We start from the raw sequence: 17,369 nt of genomic DNA, 5'->3' as shown, positions 1-17,369 counted from the left end.
CGTACCCTGAAGGATCCGTTAAGCCACCTGTTTGAGTGCAGCCTTGGCCTCCAGCTCGCGCACCAAAGGCAACACGCGTTTGCCGAAGTACTCGACTTCTTGCTGGAAGTGCAGGAACCCCGCGAGCACCAGGTCCACACCGACCGCCTTGAGCGCAACGATGCGTTCGGCGATCTGCTGCGGGGTGCCGATCAGGTCGGTCTTGAAGCCGTCGTTGTACTGCACAAGGTCTTCAAAGCTGGACTTGGCCCAGTTGCCCTCGCCTTCGGGTGAAGCCTTGCCGGCCTGTTTGGCCGCGTCACCAAAGGCATTCACCGCTTCCGGGTCGGCCTTGTCGATGATCTCCGCCAGCACCGCGCGGGCTTCTTCCTCAGTGTCACGGGCGATCACGAAAGCGTTGACGCCGACCTTGACCGAATGGTTATTCGCCGCTGCCTTGGCGCGGATGTCATCGACCTGGGCCTTGATGCCTTCTGGGGTATTGCCATTGGTGAAGTACCAGTCCGAGACCCGCGCGGCCATGTCCCGCGCCGCCCGTGAACTGCCGCCCTGGAACACCTCCGGCTGACCGATGGGCTTGGGCTTGAGGGTGTAATTGTTGAAGCGGTAAAAGTCGCCCTTGAAGGTGAAATCGTCCTGGGTCCAGATGCCTTTGAGGGCGCGAATGAATTCTTCGGAGCGGCGATAGCGCTCATCGTGCTCCAGCCAGTGCTCGCCGATGGCCTGGAACTCGCCCTTGAACCAACCGCTGACGATATTCACCGCGATACGGCCGTTGGTGAGCTGGTCGATGGTCGCCAGTTGCTTGGCCGCCAGCGCCGGCTGCCACGGGCCGGGCAGGATCGCGGCGATCACTTTCAGTGTGGTGGTCGCGGCCAGCAGCGCATGGCTGAACGCCACGGATTCGTGCTGGTTCTCGGCGCCGTAGCCGGCGGTGAAGCGGATCTGGGTCAGGCCATACTCGAAGCCCGCGGCTTCGGCCAGTTGCGCCAGTTTGCGGTTGTAGTCGATCCCCCAATCGGTACGTTGCTCGATCTTGCTGACCACTAACCCACCACTGACGTTGGGCACCCAATAGGCAAATTTCACGGCTTGCTGACTCATCAATCGGTACCTCGCACAAAAGGATGTACCGAACGCTTGAGCAGCAAGCGTGCCAGGCCGGGGAAACGCCCAGGCCAAGGGGGTTGCCGCCAATGCTGGGGGCAGAGGCCAATGTTGCGGATTGCGCAGGTTTGTCGATCAGTTGTTGCCAGGGCAACAGTGCATCAGGGCTTTTTTCAGCAAATACGGTCGCCGGCACCCGGCACGGAGTGTGCAATCACCCCGGTACTGATCACTGCCCAGGAACCTTGCCCATGAGCGACCACCACGTCATCAACCCACTGTCCATTGGCGTCGACTACCCCACGTTAGCCGCGCGATTCCGACCGATCTTCCAGCGCATCGCCGATGGCGCGGTAGAGCGCGAACACACGCGCACCCTGCCCCATGAACCCATCCAGTGGCTCAAAGAGGCCGGTTTTGGCGCGGTACGGGTGCGGATGGAATACGGCGGTGGTGGTGCTTGCCTGCCGCAGTTGTTCGAATTGCTGATCGAGCTGGCAGAAGCCGACTCCAACGTGCCCCAGGCCCTGCGCGGGCATTTCGCCTTTGCCGAAGACCGCCTGAACGCGCCACCCAGTGCTGGCCGTGACCTGTGGTTCAAGCGCTTTGTGGAAGGCGATATCGTCGGCTGCGCCTGGACCGAAATCGGCGTTGATCCAGCGGGCTACCAGTGAATTGTTCAACGCACTGGGGGCTTCGGATGTGCGTCAGGGTAAAGCGCTGGATCGGCATTGGCGTAATGCGCGGACGGTGTCGTCGCATAATCCGGTGATCTATAAGGCGCGGGTTGTGGGGGACTGGGTGATCAATGGGGCTGAGCCGCCGTTTGTTTGGCAGATTGGGAATGGCCCGGGCCGGGGTTGAGTCCGTGGGTAACCCGGCAGGACGCCGGGTTAGCCGTGACCCAAGTAACGGATATACACCCCCCAATCAGAACGCGAGCTTGTAACCAATTGCCATCAACATAACCGCCAAGCACGGCCGCAATACCCCGTCCGGCAGCTTGCCCGTCATATGGCTACCCACGTAAATCCCCGGCAACGACCCCATCAACAAAAACCCCAACAAATGCCAGTCCATGTTCCCCATGCTGGCATGCCCCAACCCCGCCACCAGGGTCAGAGGCACGGCGTGGGCGATCTCGGTCCCCACCAGCCGCCGCGTGGCCAGGAACGGGTACAGAATAAACAACGCCACAGTCCCCAGAGCACCCGCGCCGATGGACGTCAGCGCAACCATGGTGCCCAGAACAGCGCCGGTCACCACCGTCAGCATGTTCAGGTTGCGCGGGCTCATGTGATAGTCATCACCGGCATGCCGCTGGGCAAAAGCCAACAGGCTTTTCTTGAACAGAATCGCCAGGGCCGTCAGCAGCAACACCACACCGAGGGCTTGCTTGATCACCGCGTTCATCGCGCTGGGGTCGGTGTGCAGGCCGGCCAGGAACCACAGGGTCAGCAACACCGCAGGCACGCTGCCCAGGGTCAGCCAACCGGTGATGGTCCAGTCGATGTTCTTGTTCTTGCTGTGCACCAGCACCCCACCGGACTTTGTGATGGCGGCGTACAACAAGTCGGTGCCCACGGCCGTCGCCGGGTTGATGCCAAACCACAGCAGGATCGGGGTCATCAACGAGCCCCCACCCACCCCCGTCATGCCCACGATAAAACCTACGATCAGGCCGGCAATCACAAAACCAACATTACCCACTTCCATCAACGCTACCTGCGGCCTTGTAAATTTCTGGCCGCAGGATAGCGATTTTTCTTATAACGACTTATATCAATATGATCTGACTTTATGCCTTTTATGGCAGGCGATGACAGGCATAGGCCTGGGTCTGATACGGGAAGGCGATGGTGTCCCGCCCGCGCAAGTCGGGATGGGTGTCGACCAAGGTGCGCAATTGCGCGGTAACGCTGGCCTTTTCTGCGGCTGGGAGCGCCGCGATAAAGCTCACTGACAGAAAGCGATCCATGACCACTTCCTGAGGGCTGCCGACGTGGCTGTACGAAAAACAGGTGACTTCAGGATCGGAAAAATACTTGCCAGTGAAAGCTTCACGCCAACGCCCGCTATGAAAGCGCGGGGTGTCGCCTTCGTACGGTGTGATTATTTCGGTGATTGCCGCCACCCAGCCCACCGATTCGTCGCGCACATTCCACACCAGCCCCAAGCGCCCTCCGGGCTTGAGTACGCGATGGATCTCCGACAATGCGGCCTCGGTGGAGAACCAATGGAAGGCTTGCGCACAGACCAGTGCATCGGCGCTGGCGGACGCCAGGGGGATGGCTTCGGCAGTGCCGCTCACCAGGCGCACGCCCGGTAGCAGCTTAGCCAGTTGCGCGCCCATCGCCGCCAGCGGCTCGACGGCAATCAGCGTTGGCGCCAGGGTGCTGAGCAAGCGCGTGAATTTGCCGGTGCCGGCACCTAGGTCAATCACTGTCGACTGCGCATCAATGCGCAGGCTTTGAGTGAGTCAGCCAGTGAGTTGCCTGGGGTAATTCGGCCGGCCCTGGGCGTAAGTGACGGCCTGGGTGGAGAAACCTTGTTGAGCAGACACGTGGACGCCAGTCATTGCCAATCTCTCCTCAGGGGTAAAGCGGGGGCACAGTGTGCGCCCTCAAACATTTATTTTCTAATCCGTGCATCCAATCCTGCGCAAGCTGGGTAGTCCTTTCAGTCACCCCGCTGTTTTACTGAAATGGAGAAACACCCATGAACGCTAAAGCACTGTTCTGCCTCACCGCCCTGCTGGCTGCCGCACCCGCTGCCTTCGCCCAGACCGGCTTGCCGGACAGCATCAAGGTACCGGACGGCCACAAGGTAGCGCTGGAAACCACCGGTGTCGGCGAAATCACTTACGAGTGCCGCGACAAAGCCAACGCCGCCGGCCAGACCGAGTGGACCTTCGTCGGCCCCAAGGCCGTGTTGAATGACCGCAGCGGCAAGCAAGTCGGCACCTATTTCGGCCCGCCTGCCACCTGGCAAGCCAAGGACGGTTCAAAAATCACCGGCACTCAGTTGGCCGTGGCGCCGTCGGGTGCGGGCAACCTGCCGTACCAATTGGTCAAGGCCAACCCGGCTGAAGGCAAGGGCGCGATGAGCGGTGTGAGTTACATCCAGCGGGTTGCCCTCCAAGGCGGCGTGGCGCCGAGCAGCGCGTGCACGGCGGCCAACAAGGGCAAGCAGGAAGTGGTGAAGTACCAGGCCGACTACATTTTCTGGGCGGCCAACTGAGCAAAGTCGGCTACGCTGCCCCCAATGCCGATCGTTGGGGGGAGCACCACGTGTTTGATTACGAAGCCTGTCTGCAATCCTGCGCCCGTGGCGATCAACGCGCCTTGCGCCAGCTTTATGAGCAGGACAGCAGCCGTTTGCTCGGCGTGGCGTTGCGCATCGCCAGGGACAAGTCCCTTGCTGAAGACATCGTGCATGACGCGTTTATCAAGATCTGGCGCGGTGCCGGCAGTTTCGACCCCAGTCGCGGTTCGGCGCGTGGCTGGGTGTTCAGCGTGACCCGGCACGTGGCGCTCAACGTTGTGCGTAACCAGTACCGCGAAGTACCGTTGGGCGAAGAACACGAGCAAGTCGCTGCAACCGACACCTTTGAATTCAGCGCACGCACCGGGCAGGTCCACCTCTGCCTGGAGCAGCTCGACCCGGCCCGTCGCACCTGCATCCTGCATGCCTACGTCGACGGTTATTCCCACAGCGAAATCGCCCAGAAACTGGACACCCCACTGGGGACCGTCAAAGCCTGGATCAAACGTAGCCTCGCGGCGCTGCGGGAGTGCATGGCATGAGCAAACCACTGGACGAACTGGCCAGCGAATACGTACTGGGCACCCTGCCCGCCGAACAACGCGCCGAGGTGGAACAACGGCTCATGCACGACGCCGAATTACGCGCCGCAGTGGACGCCTGGGAACAGCGTTTGTTGCCGCTGACCGCCTTGGCGGAGCCCGTGCCACCCTCCTCTGAGTTGTGGCGGCGTATCGAACGCAACATCGCCAGCGCCCGCACGCACTGGTGGGACCTGCTGGCCGTGTGGCGCGGCCTGGCCGGCGCCGGGTTGCTGACTACGCTGGTCCTCGCCGGACTGCTGCTGACCCGCCCGCCCGCCGCCGAGCCGACTTTTGTGGTGGTGCTGGTGGCGCCGCAAAGCCAGGCCCCGGGCTGGGTGATCCAGGCCAGTGACAATCAGCAGATTCAGTTGATCCCGCTGGGCGTGATGGAAGTGCCAACGGACAAGGCCCTGCAGTTCTGGACCAAGGGTGACGGTTGGCAGGGGCCGGTATCCCTGGGGCTGGTCAAACCCGGGCAAACGCTGTCGGTGCCGCTGGACAAGCTGCCGCCGCTTACGCAGAACCAGCTGTTCGAACTGACCCTGGAAGACCCGCGCGGCTCGCCGACCGGCAAACCCACCGGGCCGATCCAGGCGATTGGCCGCGCGGTCAAGGTGCTCTGATCAGGCGACGCTGGGCAACCACACGCGAAAGCGTGCACCGCCCAGCGGCGAAGCCAATGCCGTCAAGGTGCCGCCCTGGGCTTCCAGGGCGCGTCGGCTGATGGCCAGGCCCAGGCCAAAACCACCGGTGGCGCGGTCACGGCTGCGGTCCAAGCGGTAGAACGGCTCGAAGATGCGTTCGCGCTGGTCCGGCGGGATGCCGATGCCGTCGTCGTCCACCCAAATTTCACAGCCCTTGGGGCAGACCTTCACGCCGACCTGAATGCGTTTGTCGCAGTAACGCGTGGCATTGCGCAGCAGGTTCTGCAGCGCGCGGGCGGTGAGGCGCGGGTCGAGGCTGAAGCGCTCCACGGCGCAGTCGAGCGCTACATCGATGACGATCTCGGGGTTTTCCAGTTCGTCATCGACACTGCCCAGCACGCTGTCGATAAACTCGTCGAGCACCACCTCCACCCGCTCCGGCAATTGCGCCGGGTTTTGCAGGCGGCTGTAGGACAGCAGTTCCAGCACCAGTTCATCCAGCTCGCGGATATGCGCCACCAGGCTTTGCAAGCGTTCGCGGCTGGCCTCGGGCAAATCTTCGGAGAGCGCCAGGGCCAGGCCGAAGTCCAGGCGCGTGAGCGGCGTGCGCAGTTCATGGGAGACGGCGTTGAGCAGGTCGCGTTGCTGATTGAGCAGGTGTTCGATGTCGTCGGCCATGGTGTCGAACACCGAAGCCAGGCTGCCGATGCTGGAGCTGGCCGGAATGCGCGTGCGTTCCGCCATATTGCCCTGGCCCAATTGCCCGGCGGTGCTTTTCAGGCGTTCCAGGTCGCGCCAGTGCGGGCGCAGCCACACCAATAGGCAGGCCAGCAGCGCCGCAACAATCAACACGTTGATCGCCCAATACAGCACGTTCATGTCCATCGGGTCAGGCGGTATCGTCAGCTTGACCACGAATTGCTCATTGATCGGAGTGCTGATTTGCTCCATCCAGCCCCATTCGCCCAGGCGCACTACCGACTTGCCCTGTTCCAATAGCTGTTCCTCAGCCGGCGTGTAGCTGGCGTCCTGGCGCAGCAGCAATTGAACGTTGAGTGGCGCGAATTCGCGGCCCAGTTGGTCGGTGACCTGTGACCAGCGCTCCACAGGTGCGCGCAGGTATTGTTTGACAATCAGCTTTTGCTGGCCGCGGGTCTGCTCGATGTTGTAATTCACGTAGCGGTGCTCGAACAGCTGGATCACCAGCGTGGGCACCAAGTAAATCGCCGCACTGTAGGTGACGATGGTGATCAGATAGAGGCGAAACAGTACGCGAACCATCGATCAGCATTCCCACTCGGAACGGCTGAACAGGTAGCCTTTGCCCCACACCGTCTTGATCTTGCGCGCTTCACCGGCGTTGTCGTCAAACTTGCGGCGCAGCTTGGAAATGGCCACGTCCACCGAACGGTCGGTGCCGTTGAACTCGATACCGCGCAGGCGTTGCAGGATCTGGTCGCGGCTGAGCACCTCGCCGGCATGCCGGGCCAGCACCACCAGCAGGTTGTATTCGCCGCTGGACAACTCCACCGCCTGCTCGCGCCAGGTCACGGTGCGCTCCGACAGGTCGATGCACAGGTTGCCCATGACGATCTGGTCGTTGGCCGCCTGGGGTTCGGACAAGCTGCTGCGCCGCAGCAAAGTGCGGACACGGGCCAGTAGCACGCGCGGTTCACAGGGTTTGGTCACGTAGTCGTCGGCGCCCATTTCCAGGCCCAGCACCTGATCGTGGCTGTCATCCCGCGCCGTGAGCATCAGGATCGGCAAGCCCGCCGAGTCGGCGCGCAGCAAGCGGCATACTTGCAGGCCGTCGAGGCCGGGCAGCATCAGATCGAGGATCACCAGGTCCGGCGGATTCAAGCGTGCGCGCTCACGCACGTGGTCGCCACGGCTGAGCACGCTGACGTGATAGCCATTGCGCTCCAGGTAGCTGGCAATCAGCTCGGAGAGTGCGGCGTCGTCTTCCACCAGGAGGATGTTGGGCATGAAGGTGTTTCCAGAAAATACATTTATTGGTCGTACATAAATCCAATGTGGGAGCGGGCTTACTCGCTCCCACATTGGATCTTCGGCGTATGTGGGGCTGCGCAAGGATATACGCCCAACGCTCACAACGCGCCGCACCTTACATTTCTTCACAGACGCGCTACACAGCTTCACAGCACCACGGCGCGGGTGACTTTAGGATGCGCCAGTCAATATTGGGATAAGAGCATGTCGAAGAATCTGTTTGCGCCGTTTTGCCTGCTGGCCCTCACCCTTGCCCTTAGCGCGTGTGACAACTCCGCCACCGAAGCGCCGCAAATGCCCCTGGCCAAAGTGCGCATCGAAACCCTTGAAGCCAAGCCCCTGTCGATCACCAGCGAACTGAGCGGGCGCATTGCCGCGCCGCGTATCGCTGAAGTGCGCGCACGGGTCGCGGGTGTGGTGACGCAGCGGGTGTTCAAGGAAGGTCGTGACGTGAAACAGGGTGATGTGCTGTTTCGCATCGACCCGGCGCCCTTCAAGGCCGACCTCGACAGCGCCCAGGCCAACCTGAGCAAAGCCGAGGCGAATGCCTTCCAGGCGCGCTTGCAAGAGCAGCGCTACAGCCAGTTAGTGGAAGGCAACGCCATCAGCGGCCAGGACTACGACAACGCTCGCGCCGCCGTGCGCCAGACCAACGCCGACGTCGCCGCCAACAAGGCTGGCGTCGAGCGGGCCAAATTGAACCTGGGCTACGCCACCGTGACCGCGCCCATTTCCGGGCGTATCGGCCGTGCGCTGGTCACCGAGGGTGCCCTGGTCGGCCAGAATGAGGCCACACCGCTGGCGATCATCCAGCAATTGGACCCGATCCACGCCGACCTCACCCAGTCCAACCGCGAGCTGAATGACCTGCGCCGCGCCTTCCGTGCCGGCAGCTTGAAGCAGGTCGGCCAGGACCAGGCCAAGGCCACGTTGATCGAGGACGACGGCAGCCTCTACCCGCTGCCGGGCAAATTGCTGTTTGCCGAGATCAGCGTCGACCCTGGCACCGGCCAGATCATCCTGCGCAGTGAATTCCCCAACCCGGACCTCGACCTGCTGCCCGGCAGCTTTGTGCGGGTGCGCCTGGAGCAAGCCGTCGATAAGCAAGGCATCAGCGTGCCGCAACGCGCCATTACCCGTGACAGCGCTGGCATCCCGATGGTGCTGCTGCTGGACGCCGAGCAGACCGTCAGCCAGCAGCCCGTAGAGCTGGGCGCGGTGATCAATGATCGCTGGATTGTCAGCAGTGGCCTCAAGCCCGGTGACCGCATCGTCGTCGAAGGCCTGCAACACGCGCGCCCCGGTGAAAAAGTCGAAGTAGATGACAGCCCGACGCCCGTCGCCCAGGCTCCCGGCCAATAAGGATCATTGACAATGCCGCAGTTTTTTATTGACCGCCCGATCTTCGCCTGGGTGGTCGCTCTGTTTATCCTGCTTGCCGGTTTGCTGGCAATCCCGCAACTGCCGGTGGCGCAGTACCCCAACGTCGCGCCGCCGAAAGTCGAAATCTACGCAGTGTACCCCGGCGCTTCGGCCCAGACCCTGGATGAGAGCGTGGTCAGCCTGATCGAGCAAGAGCTCAACGGCGCCGATCACCTGCTGTATTTCGAGTCCCAGAGCAGCTTGGGTTCGGCGACCATCACCGCGACCTTCCAGCCGGGCACCAACCCGGAAATGGCCCAGGTGGATGTGCAGAACCGCCTGAAAGCGGTCGAGCCACGCCTGCCGCAAGCGGTGACCCAGCAAGGCTTGCAGGTGGAGAAAGTCTCGGCCGGCTTCCTGTTGCTGGTGACCCTCACCTCCAGCGACGGCAAGCTCGATGATGTAGCGCTCAGCGATTACCTGGCGCGCAACGTGATGAACGAACTCAAGCGCCTCGACGGTGTGGGCAAGGCCCAGCTGTATGGCGCCGAACGTGCCATGCGGATCTGGATCGACCCGCAGAAGCTGATCGGTTTCAACCTGACCCCGGCCGATGTGAACGCCGCGATCAGCGCGCAAAACGCCCAGGTATCCGCGGGCAGCATCGGTGACTTGCCGGGCACCAACACCCAGGAAATCACTGCCGCGATCCTGGTCAAGGGCCAGCTGTCCACGCCGGCCGAGTTCGCCGATATTGTGCTCAAGGCCAATCCCGACGGTTCCACCGTGCGCATCGGCGATGTGGCGCGGGTGGAAGTCGGCAGCCAGGAATACCAGTTCTCCACGCGCCTGAATGGCAAACCGTCGACAGCGGTCAGCGTGCAGCTGGCACCTGGCGCCAATGCGCTGAACACCGCAACCCTGGTGCGCGCAAAGATGGACGAACTGTCGCGCTACTTCCCGGCCAATGTTGAGTACAAGATCCCGTACGACACCTCGCCGTTCGTCAAAGTCTCGATCACCAAAGTGGTCTACACCCTGCTCGAAGCGATGGCGCTGGTGTTCGCGGTGATGTTTTTGTTCCTGCAGAACGTGCGCTACACCCTGATCCCGACGCTGGTGGTGCCGATTGCGCTGATGGGCACCTTCGCCACCATGTTGTTGTTGGGGTTCTCGATCAACGTGCTGACCATGTTCGGCATGGTGTTGGCCATCGGTATCCTGGTGGACGACGCGATTGTGGTGGTGGAGAACGTCGAGCGGATCATGGCCACTGAGGGGTTGTCACCCAAGGAAGCGACGCGCAAGGCCATGGGCCAGATCACCGGCGCCATCATCGGCATCACCCTGGTGCTGGTGGCGGTGTTCCTGCCAATGGCCTTTATGGCGGGGTCGGTGGGGGTGATCTACCAGCAGTTCTCGTTGTCGATGGCGGTATCGATCCTGTTCTCGGCGTTCCTCGCCCTGACCTTGACCCCGGCCTTGTGCGCCACCTTGCTCAAGCCGATCGCCAAGGATGAGCACACTGCCAAAGGCGGTTTCTTCGGCTGGTTCAACCAGCGTTTTGAAAGCCTCACCGACCGCTACGAAGGCTGGGTAGCCTATGCCCTCAAGCGCAGCGGCCGTTACCTGCTGATTTACCTGGTGCTGCTGGTGGGCCTGGGGTGGATGTTCACGCGCCTGCCCTCCTCGTTCCTGCCGGTGGAAGACCAGGGTTACACGATCACTGACATCCAACTGCCACCGGGCGCGAGCAAGAACCGCACGGTGCAGGTTGCCGAACAGATCGAAGCGCACAACGCCGAGGAGCCTGGGGTGGGCGACACCACCATGATCATGGGCTTCAGTTTCTCCGGTTCCGGGCAGAACGCCGCGCTGGCGTTTACCACGCTCAAGGATTGGTCGGAGCGCGGCAGCGATGACTCTGCCGCATCTATTGCCGACCGCGCCAATATGGCCTTTACCGAGCTCAAGGACGCGATTGCCTATGCGGTCCTGCCGCCGCCGGTGGATGGCCTCGGCACATCCAGCGGCTTCGAGTTCCGCTTGCAAGACCGGGGCGGTGTCGGCCATGCCGCGTTGATGGCCGCGAGAACGCAATTGCTGGCCGCCGCCGAGAAAAGCCCGATCCTGGCCAACGTGCGCGAAAGCGCCCTGGCCGAAGCACCGCAAGTGCAGCTGGAAGTGGACCGCAAGCAGGCCAACGCACTCGGCGTGTCCTTTGCAGACGTAGGTAATGTGCTGTCCTCGGCCATCGGCTCGGCTTATGTCAATGACTTCCCCAACCAGGGCCGCATGCAGCGGGTGGTGGTGCAGGCCGAAGGCGACCAGCGCAGCCAGGTGGCGGACTTGATGAAGATCCACGTGCGCAACAACGCCGGCAAGATGGTGCCACTGTCAGCCTTTGTCGAAGCCAAGTGGACCCAGGGCCCGGCGCAGTTGACGCGTTACAACGGCTACCCGGCCATCGCGATTTCCGGCGAAGCCGCACCCGGCCACAGTACCGGTGAGGCGATGGATGAAATCCAGCGCCTGGTCAGCCAATTGCCGGCCGGCCTGGGCCAGGAATGGACCGGTTTGTCGTTGCAGGAACGCCTGTCCGGTTCCCAGGCGCCGATACTGTTGGGCCTGTCGCTGCTGATCGTGTTCCTGTGCCTGGCGGCACTGTATGAAAGCTGGTCGATCCCGACCTCGGTATTGCTGGTGGTGCCGTTGGGCGTACTCGGTGCCGTGTTGGCGGTGAGCTTGCGCGGCATGCCCAACGATGTGTTCTTCAAGGTCGGCTTGATCACCATCATTGGCCTGTCGGCGAAGAACGCGATTCTGATCATCGAGTTCGCCAAGGACCTGTATGACCAGGGTGAAGACCTGATCAGCGCCACGTTGAAAGCCGCGCGGTTGCGCTTGCGCCCGATCATCATGACGTCGCTGGCGTTCATCCTCGGCGTGGTGCCGCTGGCGATTGCAACAGGTGCCAGCTCGGCCAGTCAGCAGGCGATTGGTACGGGCGTGATCGGCGGGATGATCACCGCGACACTGGCGGTGGTGTTTGTGCCGGTGTTTTTTGTGGTGGTGATGAAGCTGGTGCGTAAACGCAGCGACTAGATTTAAGCTTCAAGCGGCAAGTAAGAGCAGACTTGCTTCTAACTTGCCGCTTACAGCTTGAAGCTTGCAGCGGCGCAACCTATGGTGCTCTCAATTCCCCCGATTCGTGAGCGCCATGCCCTTCCTCGCCCGTACCCACCCTCGCCTCTCCGCCGCCGCCGTGTTCGGGCTTGCCGTGGGCATCCTGGCGCCGGCCGATACGTGGCTCAGCAAAATCCTCATCGGCTGGAACGCCGGGGGCTGGACATACCTGGTGCTGATGCTGTGGCTGACCCGCCGTGCCAAGGCCGAGGACGTCAAGCGCATCGCCGAGATCGAAGATGAAAACGCCGGCTCGGCCCTGTTCACCGTGTGCATCGCCGCCATCGCCAGCCTGGCGACCATCACTTTCGAACGGGTCGGCCGCAAGGGCCTCGCCACCTCTGAGCGCCTGCTGCACTGGGCTTCACCGGGCTGACGGTGATCGGCTTTGTGTTCAACACGGCGATCCTGGGTTTTTCGATCAATATCGCCGCCGGGCTGTTTGGGTGACGCTGCACAAACCGTCTAGACGCCCATTGATCGCTGGGCGGTAATAACCACCTACTCCGCCTCGGTGTTTTATGGCCGCGCGCAATTGGATCGAGCTGATAGTGGGCTCGGGGGTCTCGGCCAGTCGCTGGCGACGTTACCCGAGGTTCAGGTTGCCATGCACTGGATAAGCGTGCTGATCTGAACGCAAAAAAAGGGGAAGCCGCAGCTTCCCCCGTTTCATTGAGCGATTGTCTTAAAAGTCGTAGCGTACGCCGAAGTTGACACCCCACGGCTGATCGATCTTCTTGCCCTGGCTGGTTTCGATGTCCGCATGCAACTTGACGTTCTCCGATACCGACATCGCCAAACCGGCCGCCAACTCGATGCGCGAGCCCGACAGGTCGTTGTTGAAACTCTGGTCGTTGATGAACACCTTGTTGCTCTGGTCGAACTCATGGGCCACTGCGGTACGCAAGTAAGGCTGCAACACACCGCCGCTTTCCAGCTGGATGTTCTTGCCTGCGGTCACGCCAAGCTTGCCCACCACCGAGCTGGAGCGATCGCCCTTGGCTTGCAGGCCGTTGGTCAACTCGTAACTCTGCGCCTGAGTGATGGTTGCCGACAACTGCCCGTAGGGTTCCAGATAGAAGTCGTTGTCCAGCTTGATATGACGGCCCAACTCCGCCGAGGCACCCACGGCATTTTGCGCGTAGTTGCCCTTGGCTTTCTTGCCATCGCTCATGGTCACGTCGTTTTCCGTGTGCAGGCGGTTGAGCTTGGCCACACCGTCGAAGTACAGCCCGCTTTCGGCGTCCAACCAAGTGGCGTAACCACCTACGTAGTAACTCTTCACTTCGCCGCTGCTGCCGCGGGTCAGGCTGAGGTCGGAGACACTGTGACCGGCCATCACACCCGCGATCCACTGGCCGTCGCCACCCGATAATGGCGCATCGGCACCAATGGTGAAGCCCTTCTGGTTTTGCGTGTAGCCCGCACCGTTCTTGTTCGCCGCCACGTCGAATTTGTTGCCGTAGCTGCGCATCCACATCCCGTTGCCCGCACCCTCACTGAAGCGCAATTCGCCCATGCGCGTACGCAGGATGCTCATCTCGCCATACAGCACGGTTGGCGCACTGTTGAACAGGGCCAGTACCGAGTGGGCACTGGTACTGGTGCCCTTACGGTTCGGGTCGAGAAACCAGTCGGTGCCGTCCTGCTGCAAGCCATAAGCGTAGGCACCCACGTCAACCGTACCGCTCGCCAGGCTGAACTGCGCATCACCGCCTTCGGTGTGGACTACCTTGATCGGCTGGCCGTCAGCCAGGTTCGAGCCGCTGGCGGCCAACATCAGGCTATGATTGCCATTGGCCTTGCCTTCCACGTTGAGGAAGTCGGTCTGATGGGTCAGAAAATCGGTGTTCATGATGAACGTACCGTTGCCTTCCAGGCTTTTCACGTCCAACCGATAGAACTCATCCGGCCCACCGAAATGCACGGCGCCGCCGCCCATTTTCAAGGCGGTGACATTGCTGTCGCCCACCAGCACCCAATGGGAGGCGTCGTTCACACTCAGCTCGGCGACGTTTTTCAACTGGCCGGTCAGCCAGGCGCCGTTGTTGAGCTGCGCTTTAGCGGTGCTACCCTCTTCGACCACGATGTCGCCGAACAACTCGCTGTGGTCGACGTTCATGTTGGCAACGGAATTGCCGGTGACTTCCAGGATATTGCCGTTGCCGCCGGTCAGGGTCGAGCCATTGCGCACCTGAATATCAACTTGACCACCGCCCAGCTCATCCCCCTTGACCAGCAACGCAGCACCGTTTCGGCCCTTGGCATGTGTACCGTCCAGTACAAGGCTGCTTGGGTTATTGATATAGTATTCCTTCTCCAACACCACGCCATTCTGGCCGCCGACAATACGGCTGCCAATGGCGGTAGCGTCCGCGCCCACCAGGTAGACGCCCACACCATCCTCTCGGGTTGCTGTGACATCTGAGTAGGTGAAATTCAATTGACTGTACGCCGACGCAACTGCGCCCGTCGTCGAACCCGTGACGGTGCTGCCGAAAACATTCACGGTCGAGCCGTCAGTCGTCAAGAAATCGCGCCCTGCGACAATAGCCGCCCCGTCGGCATTGGTGACCGTGCTGGTGGTGATATCCGCGTCACTGCCAATCAGTTGCAGGGCAAACGGCGAAGAACTGCGCGCTTCGACCGTCGCGCCATTCAAGGTGATTTTCGATCCATTGATGGCCTCAATGTCCTGGGCCAGGGTGCCTGCATTCAAGGTCATCCGTGCGCCAACGACCTGCGACTGACGCAAGGTCGAACCATTGGAGATCAGATGAGAGTCATTTTCGATAACCCAACTGTCGAGGTATTGACCCGACCCGATCGTGTATTCATGACCATCAATCAAGTGCGTGGTTGCTTGGGCGAGTGAAGCGCCAAACAGCAGGAAACCCATTGCAGGGGCCTGAACCGCGATGGCCAATGGATGTTTTTGGAAACATGCGTTGATAGTCATTCTGCGTGTATACCCGTGAAGAACCTTCCCATAGGGAACGAATTGACCGGCACCAAGCGAGATAGGAGCAGGCCTTGAGGGGCCGCAGACTAGAGAGAAAGGAAGAATGAATATGTAGGATTTATCTGAGATGTAATGCGCAATGACGGAGGGGTATTAATGGGGCTTGAAGAGGAGCACCTCTGCTCCTCTTCAAGCCAAGCATCACTAAGGCCAAAGAGAGCCGTCGCAATAAGTCGGTGTCGAGCCGGAAAGATAAGTCCTTACCAACGCAAGCGTTTCGGCAGAGTCCACAGGCGTGGTTCCCACAATGGGTACCGAATACTTGATGCGTACCGACCCCATATCCGTCATGTAGTCGTAGATTGGCTTGATATACATCGCTCCCGTTTGGATGCGAACTTTGAAACCGAACGCGATCTCGCTGGTCGTTGTTATCGTATGATTGAAAATTCCCGAAGCCGCAGCGATTGGCATGTTACCGGCATCATTGCTGTGTGCCTGCCACGACACTGGGATAATCATACCTAAAGCGAAACTCGAGCTCGGCGGAACATTAACCTCCACATAACCACCGGTCTGAGTTACATTTTTGACTGCGTTACAGGCAATGATCGTGACACCGCCGGCTACAGCCGCCCCCTCTACAGTCGGTGCATCGAAGGAGATTACGTTTGCCGCGACATCAATGCCTTGAGCGGGTGAAACATTTCTATTGCTGGTGCCTGTAGTAACAAGTTCATAATGCAATGGAAGAGGGTTGCCGGCCAGGGAATTGCCATATTTGGCAATGCTCGGCCACGGCACCCTCGTATCAATGACACCGGAAGGCGGAAGGTTCAAGTTGTCGACCGGGATAACGGCAACCCTTTCACCCGAGTAATACAGATGAATGGTGAACGCCCTGGCGGAAGGCAATGGTGCAACAGTCCACAAAGGAATCTTGACGGGCGCGTCCAGTCCCTTGTCACGGCCATCCAGTTGATTCGTCAAGCCTGACCCCGCCCCCGTCAATATCGGACGTAGGAGATTCCTATTAGGCCGAGTAGGTCTGTCTGGGTTCACGGGACCCGCATCGGACAAGTCCAGTTCAACAGTGACTTCGTCGGCCGTAGCGATCCAATAGAACACCCCTCCGCGTTCTGCCGCATAGCTGACGCTCATTGCAATGGGCCCAAAACTGGCGGTGCCATACAAAAACTCGAGTACCGGATAGTCGACAGGGAACTCCCCGGGCAATACGGTCGACCCCACTGGCAGCGGGCCGACTTGGCGAGTGCCATGGGCGGTGGTGAGCCTGATGTATATATTGTCCCGCACACGATCCGTATCATAATTAGGGATGATGATCAGCGCTCCCGACCCCGCTTCAGTATCATCCAGGTCGAGCAGATGGTCGCCTGAGCCCACTAAGTTGACGGCAAACTTGACACCTGGAGATTTCAAAATCGGGGCGGGACGAATCGCGATGCTCACGGGCAGCCCGAGGGAGACGCCACTGACATTACCCTCAATAGTCCGCAGTTGGTAATAAATGTCTTTCGCGCCCTCCCACAGCGCGGCCTGAGCCTCGGTCAATAGCACTACTTCATCGGGGAAGACATTACCGGTTGCAACCACTGACCCATTGGGACCGTCCAACAGCTCCCACTTGTCTCCTATATGCGCACCCTGAGCGTCGTAATCTTGAATCCGAAGTTTTGCCACGCCACCATTGGCATCAAAATACGCTTTAGTCAGAGGACCGGAATGCCCTGCGGGCAACAACAAGGGGTACGGTCTAATACCTGCTGAATCAAAGGGTGCAATTCGATTGACGATGAAGGTTGTTGTCGCGGAGCCAGACTTGTTTATCCCACCACCCGGTATAGTCCTCAACACTGCATACTTGTAGGTGTGGGTTCCCTGGGTCAACCGGTTTTGGGGAATTTCCGCTACATAAGGGCCCGCCGCAATGAGTTCTTCCGACCGAAAACGCCCGCTTTGAAAATCCCCAATGTCATCAATATGATCATCTCGCGTAGAAGGATTAGTAACGGAGGACGGAGGAAACCATGTGGGCACATCAAGCAGTAACTTAGGAGCGTCGACCGCTTCCCGTGTCAATAAGCCCGGGTACAGAGTGTTATCAACATAACCTTGAGGCACCGCTGCTGCAAGTGTAATAGGCACAGCAGTAATCGTATTTTTATTTTTTATTTGCGCGAATGGACCCAGTTTCTTTTTCATGTCAATTACTCACCATAGTTGAAC

The 17,369-nt window shown here is 60.5% G+C and carries 11 protein-coding genes and 3 pseudogenes; 7 read left to right on the top strand and 7 right to left on the bottom strand.

The annotated features are described in order from the left end of the window. Positions 1 to 18 precede the first annotated feature (18 nt). Positions 19 to 1,104 carry a dimethylsulfone monooxygenase SfnG gene (gene sfnG, locus AACY44_RS18345; RefSeq protein WP_339436713.1) on the bottom strand — a complete coding sequence of 362 codons (1,086 nt, stop codon included), beginning with the start codon at positions 1,102 to 1,104 and terminating at the stop codon, positions 19 to 21. Positions 1,105 to 1,358: 254 nt separating this feature from the next. Between sfnG and AACY44_RS18340 the strand changes: the two are divergent. Continuing rightward, positions 1,359 to 1,971: pseudogene (locus tag AACY44_RS18340) on the top strand (acyl-CoA dehydrogenase family protein). A gap of 66 nt (positions 1,972 to 2,037) precedes the next feature. Here AACY44_RS18340 and AACY44_RS18330 read toward each other — a convergent pair. Then, on the bottom strand, positions 2,038 to 2,823 hold the full coding sequence (locus tag AACY44_RS18330; protein ID WP_339530800.1) for a sulfite exporter TauE/SafE family protein: 786 nt from the start codon (positions 2,821 to 2,823) through the stop codon (positions 2,038 to 2,040). A gap of 91 nt (positions 2,824 to 2,914) precedes the next feature. Then, a pseudogene (locus AACY44_RS18325) lies at positions 2,915 to 3,685 on the bottom strand (class I SAM-dependent methyltransferase). A gap of 140 nt (positions 3,686 to 3,825) precedes the next feature. On the opposite strand from AACY44_RS18325, the gene AACY44_RS18320 reads away from it, so the two are divergent. Genes AACY44_RS18320 through AACY44_RS18310 form a run of 3 tightly spaced genes read left to right on the top strand, consistent with a single transcriptional unit; the run spans position 3,826 to position 5,578 of the window. Beyond that, positions 3,826 to 4,347: a DUF3455 domain-containing protein gene (locus tag AACY44_RS18320; RefSeq protein WP_339418420.1), complete on the top strand. Its 522-nt coding sequence runs from the start codon at positions 3,826 to 3,828 to the stop codon at positions 4,345 to 4,347. 50 nt (positions 4,348 to 4,397) lie between these two features. After that, positions 4,398 to 4,913: a sigma-70 family RNA polymerase sigma factor gene (locus AACY44_RS18315; RefSeq protein WP_339428011.1), complete on the top strand. Its 516-nt coding sequence runs from the start codon at positions 4,398 to 4,400 to the stop codon at positions 4,911 to 4,913. Continuing rightward, positions 4,910 to 5,578 (top strand): anti-sigma factor, encoded by a 669-nt coding sequence (locus AACY44_RS18310; protein WP_339436714.1) that lies wholly within the window; start codon positions 4,910 to 4,912, stop codon positions 5,576 to 5,578. Before AACY44_RS18315 ends, AACY44_RS18310 begins: the two co-directional genes overlap by 4 nt. Here AACY44_RS18310 and AACY44_RS18305 read toward each other — a convergent pair whose 3' ends face one another. Both AACY44_RS18305 and AACY44_RS18300 read right to left on the bottom strand, forming a co-directional pair. Continuing rightward, positions 5,579 to 6,880 carry an ATP-binding protein gene (locus tag AACY44_RS18305; protein WP_339418416.1) on the bottom strand — a complete coding sequence of 434 codons (1,302 nt, stop codon included), beginning with the start codon at positions 6,878 to 6,880 and terminating at the stop codon, positions 5,579 to 5,581. A 3-nt stretch (positions 6,881 to 6,883) separates the two neighbouring features. Then, a complete protein-coding gene (locus AACY44_RS18300; protein ID WP_049708618.1) occupies positions 6,884 to 7,585 on the bottom strand; it encodes a response regulator transcription factor in 702 nt (233 codons plus the stop codon). Positions 7,586 to 7,813: 228 nt separating this feature from the next. On the opposite strand from AACY44_RS18300, the gene AACY44_RS18295 reads away from it, so the two are divergent. The 3 genes and pseudogenes from AACY44_RS18295 to AACY44_RS18285 all read left to right on the top strand — a co-directional run bounded on the left by AACY44_RS18295 (position 7,814) and on the right by AACY44_RS18285 (position 12,607). Then, positions 7,814 to 8,971 carry an efflux RND transporter periplasmic adaptor subunit gene (locus tag AACY44_RS18295; RefSeq protein ID WP_339530797.1) on the top strand — a complete coding sequence of 386 codons (1,158 nt, stop codon included), beginning with the start codon at positions 7,814 to 7,816 and terminating at the stop codon, positions 8,969 to 8,971. A gap of 12 nt (positions 8,972 to 8,983) precedes the next feature. Continuing rightward, a complete protein-coding gene (locus AACY44_RS18290; protein ID WP_339530795.1) occupies positions 8,984 to 12,076 on the top strand; it encodes an efflux RND transporter permease subunit in 3,093 nt (1,030 codons plus the stop codon). Positions 12,077 to 12,191: 115 nt separating this feature from the next. Continuing rightward, positions 12,192 to 12,607, top strand: a pseudogene (locus tag AACY44_RS18285) (DUF1345 domain-containing protein). 235 nt (positions 12,608 to 12,842) lie between these two features. Here AACY44_RS18285 and AACY44_RS18280 read toward each other — a convergent pair. Both AACY44_RS18280 and AACY44_RS18275 read right to left on the bottom strand, forming a co-directional pair. Next, positions 12,843 to 15,116, bottom strand: a complete 2,274-nt coding sequence (locus AACY44_RS18280) for an autotransporter outer membrane beta-barrel domain-containing protein (protein ID WP_339530793.1) — start codon at positions 15,114 to 15,116, stop codon at positions 12,843 to 12,845. 207 nt (positions 15,117 to 15,323) lie between these two features. Beyond that, positions 15,324 to 17,345 (bottom strand): hypothetical protein, encoded by a 2,022-nt coding sequence (locus AACY44_RS18275; RefSeq protein WP_339436719.1) that lies wholly within the window; start codon positions 17,343 to 17,345, stop codon positions 15,324 to 15,326. Positions 17,346 to 17,369 lie beyond the last annotated feature (24 nt).

The sequence above is a fragment of the Pseudomonas sp. RA_15y_Pfl1_P11 genome (genome assembly GCF_963970975.1).
GTDB lineage: Bacteria > Pseudomonadota > Gammaproteobacteria > Pseudomonadales > Pseudomonadaceae > Aquipseudomonas > Aquipseudomonas tritici.
The sequence above is the reverse complement of the archived record's forward strand: the minus strand, read 5'-3'. Positions and strand labels throughout refer to the sequence as shown.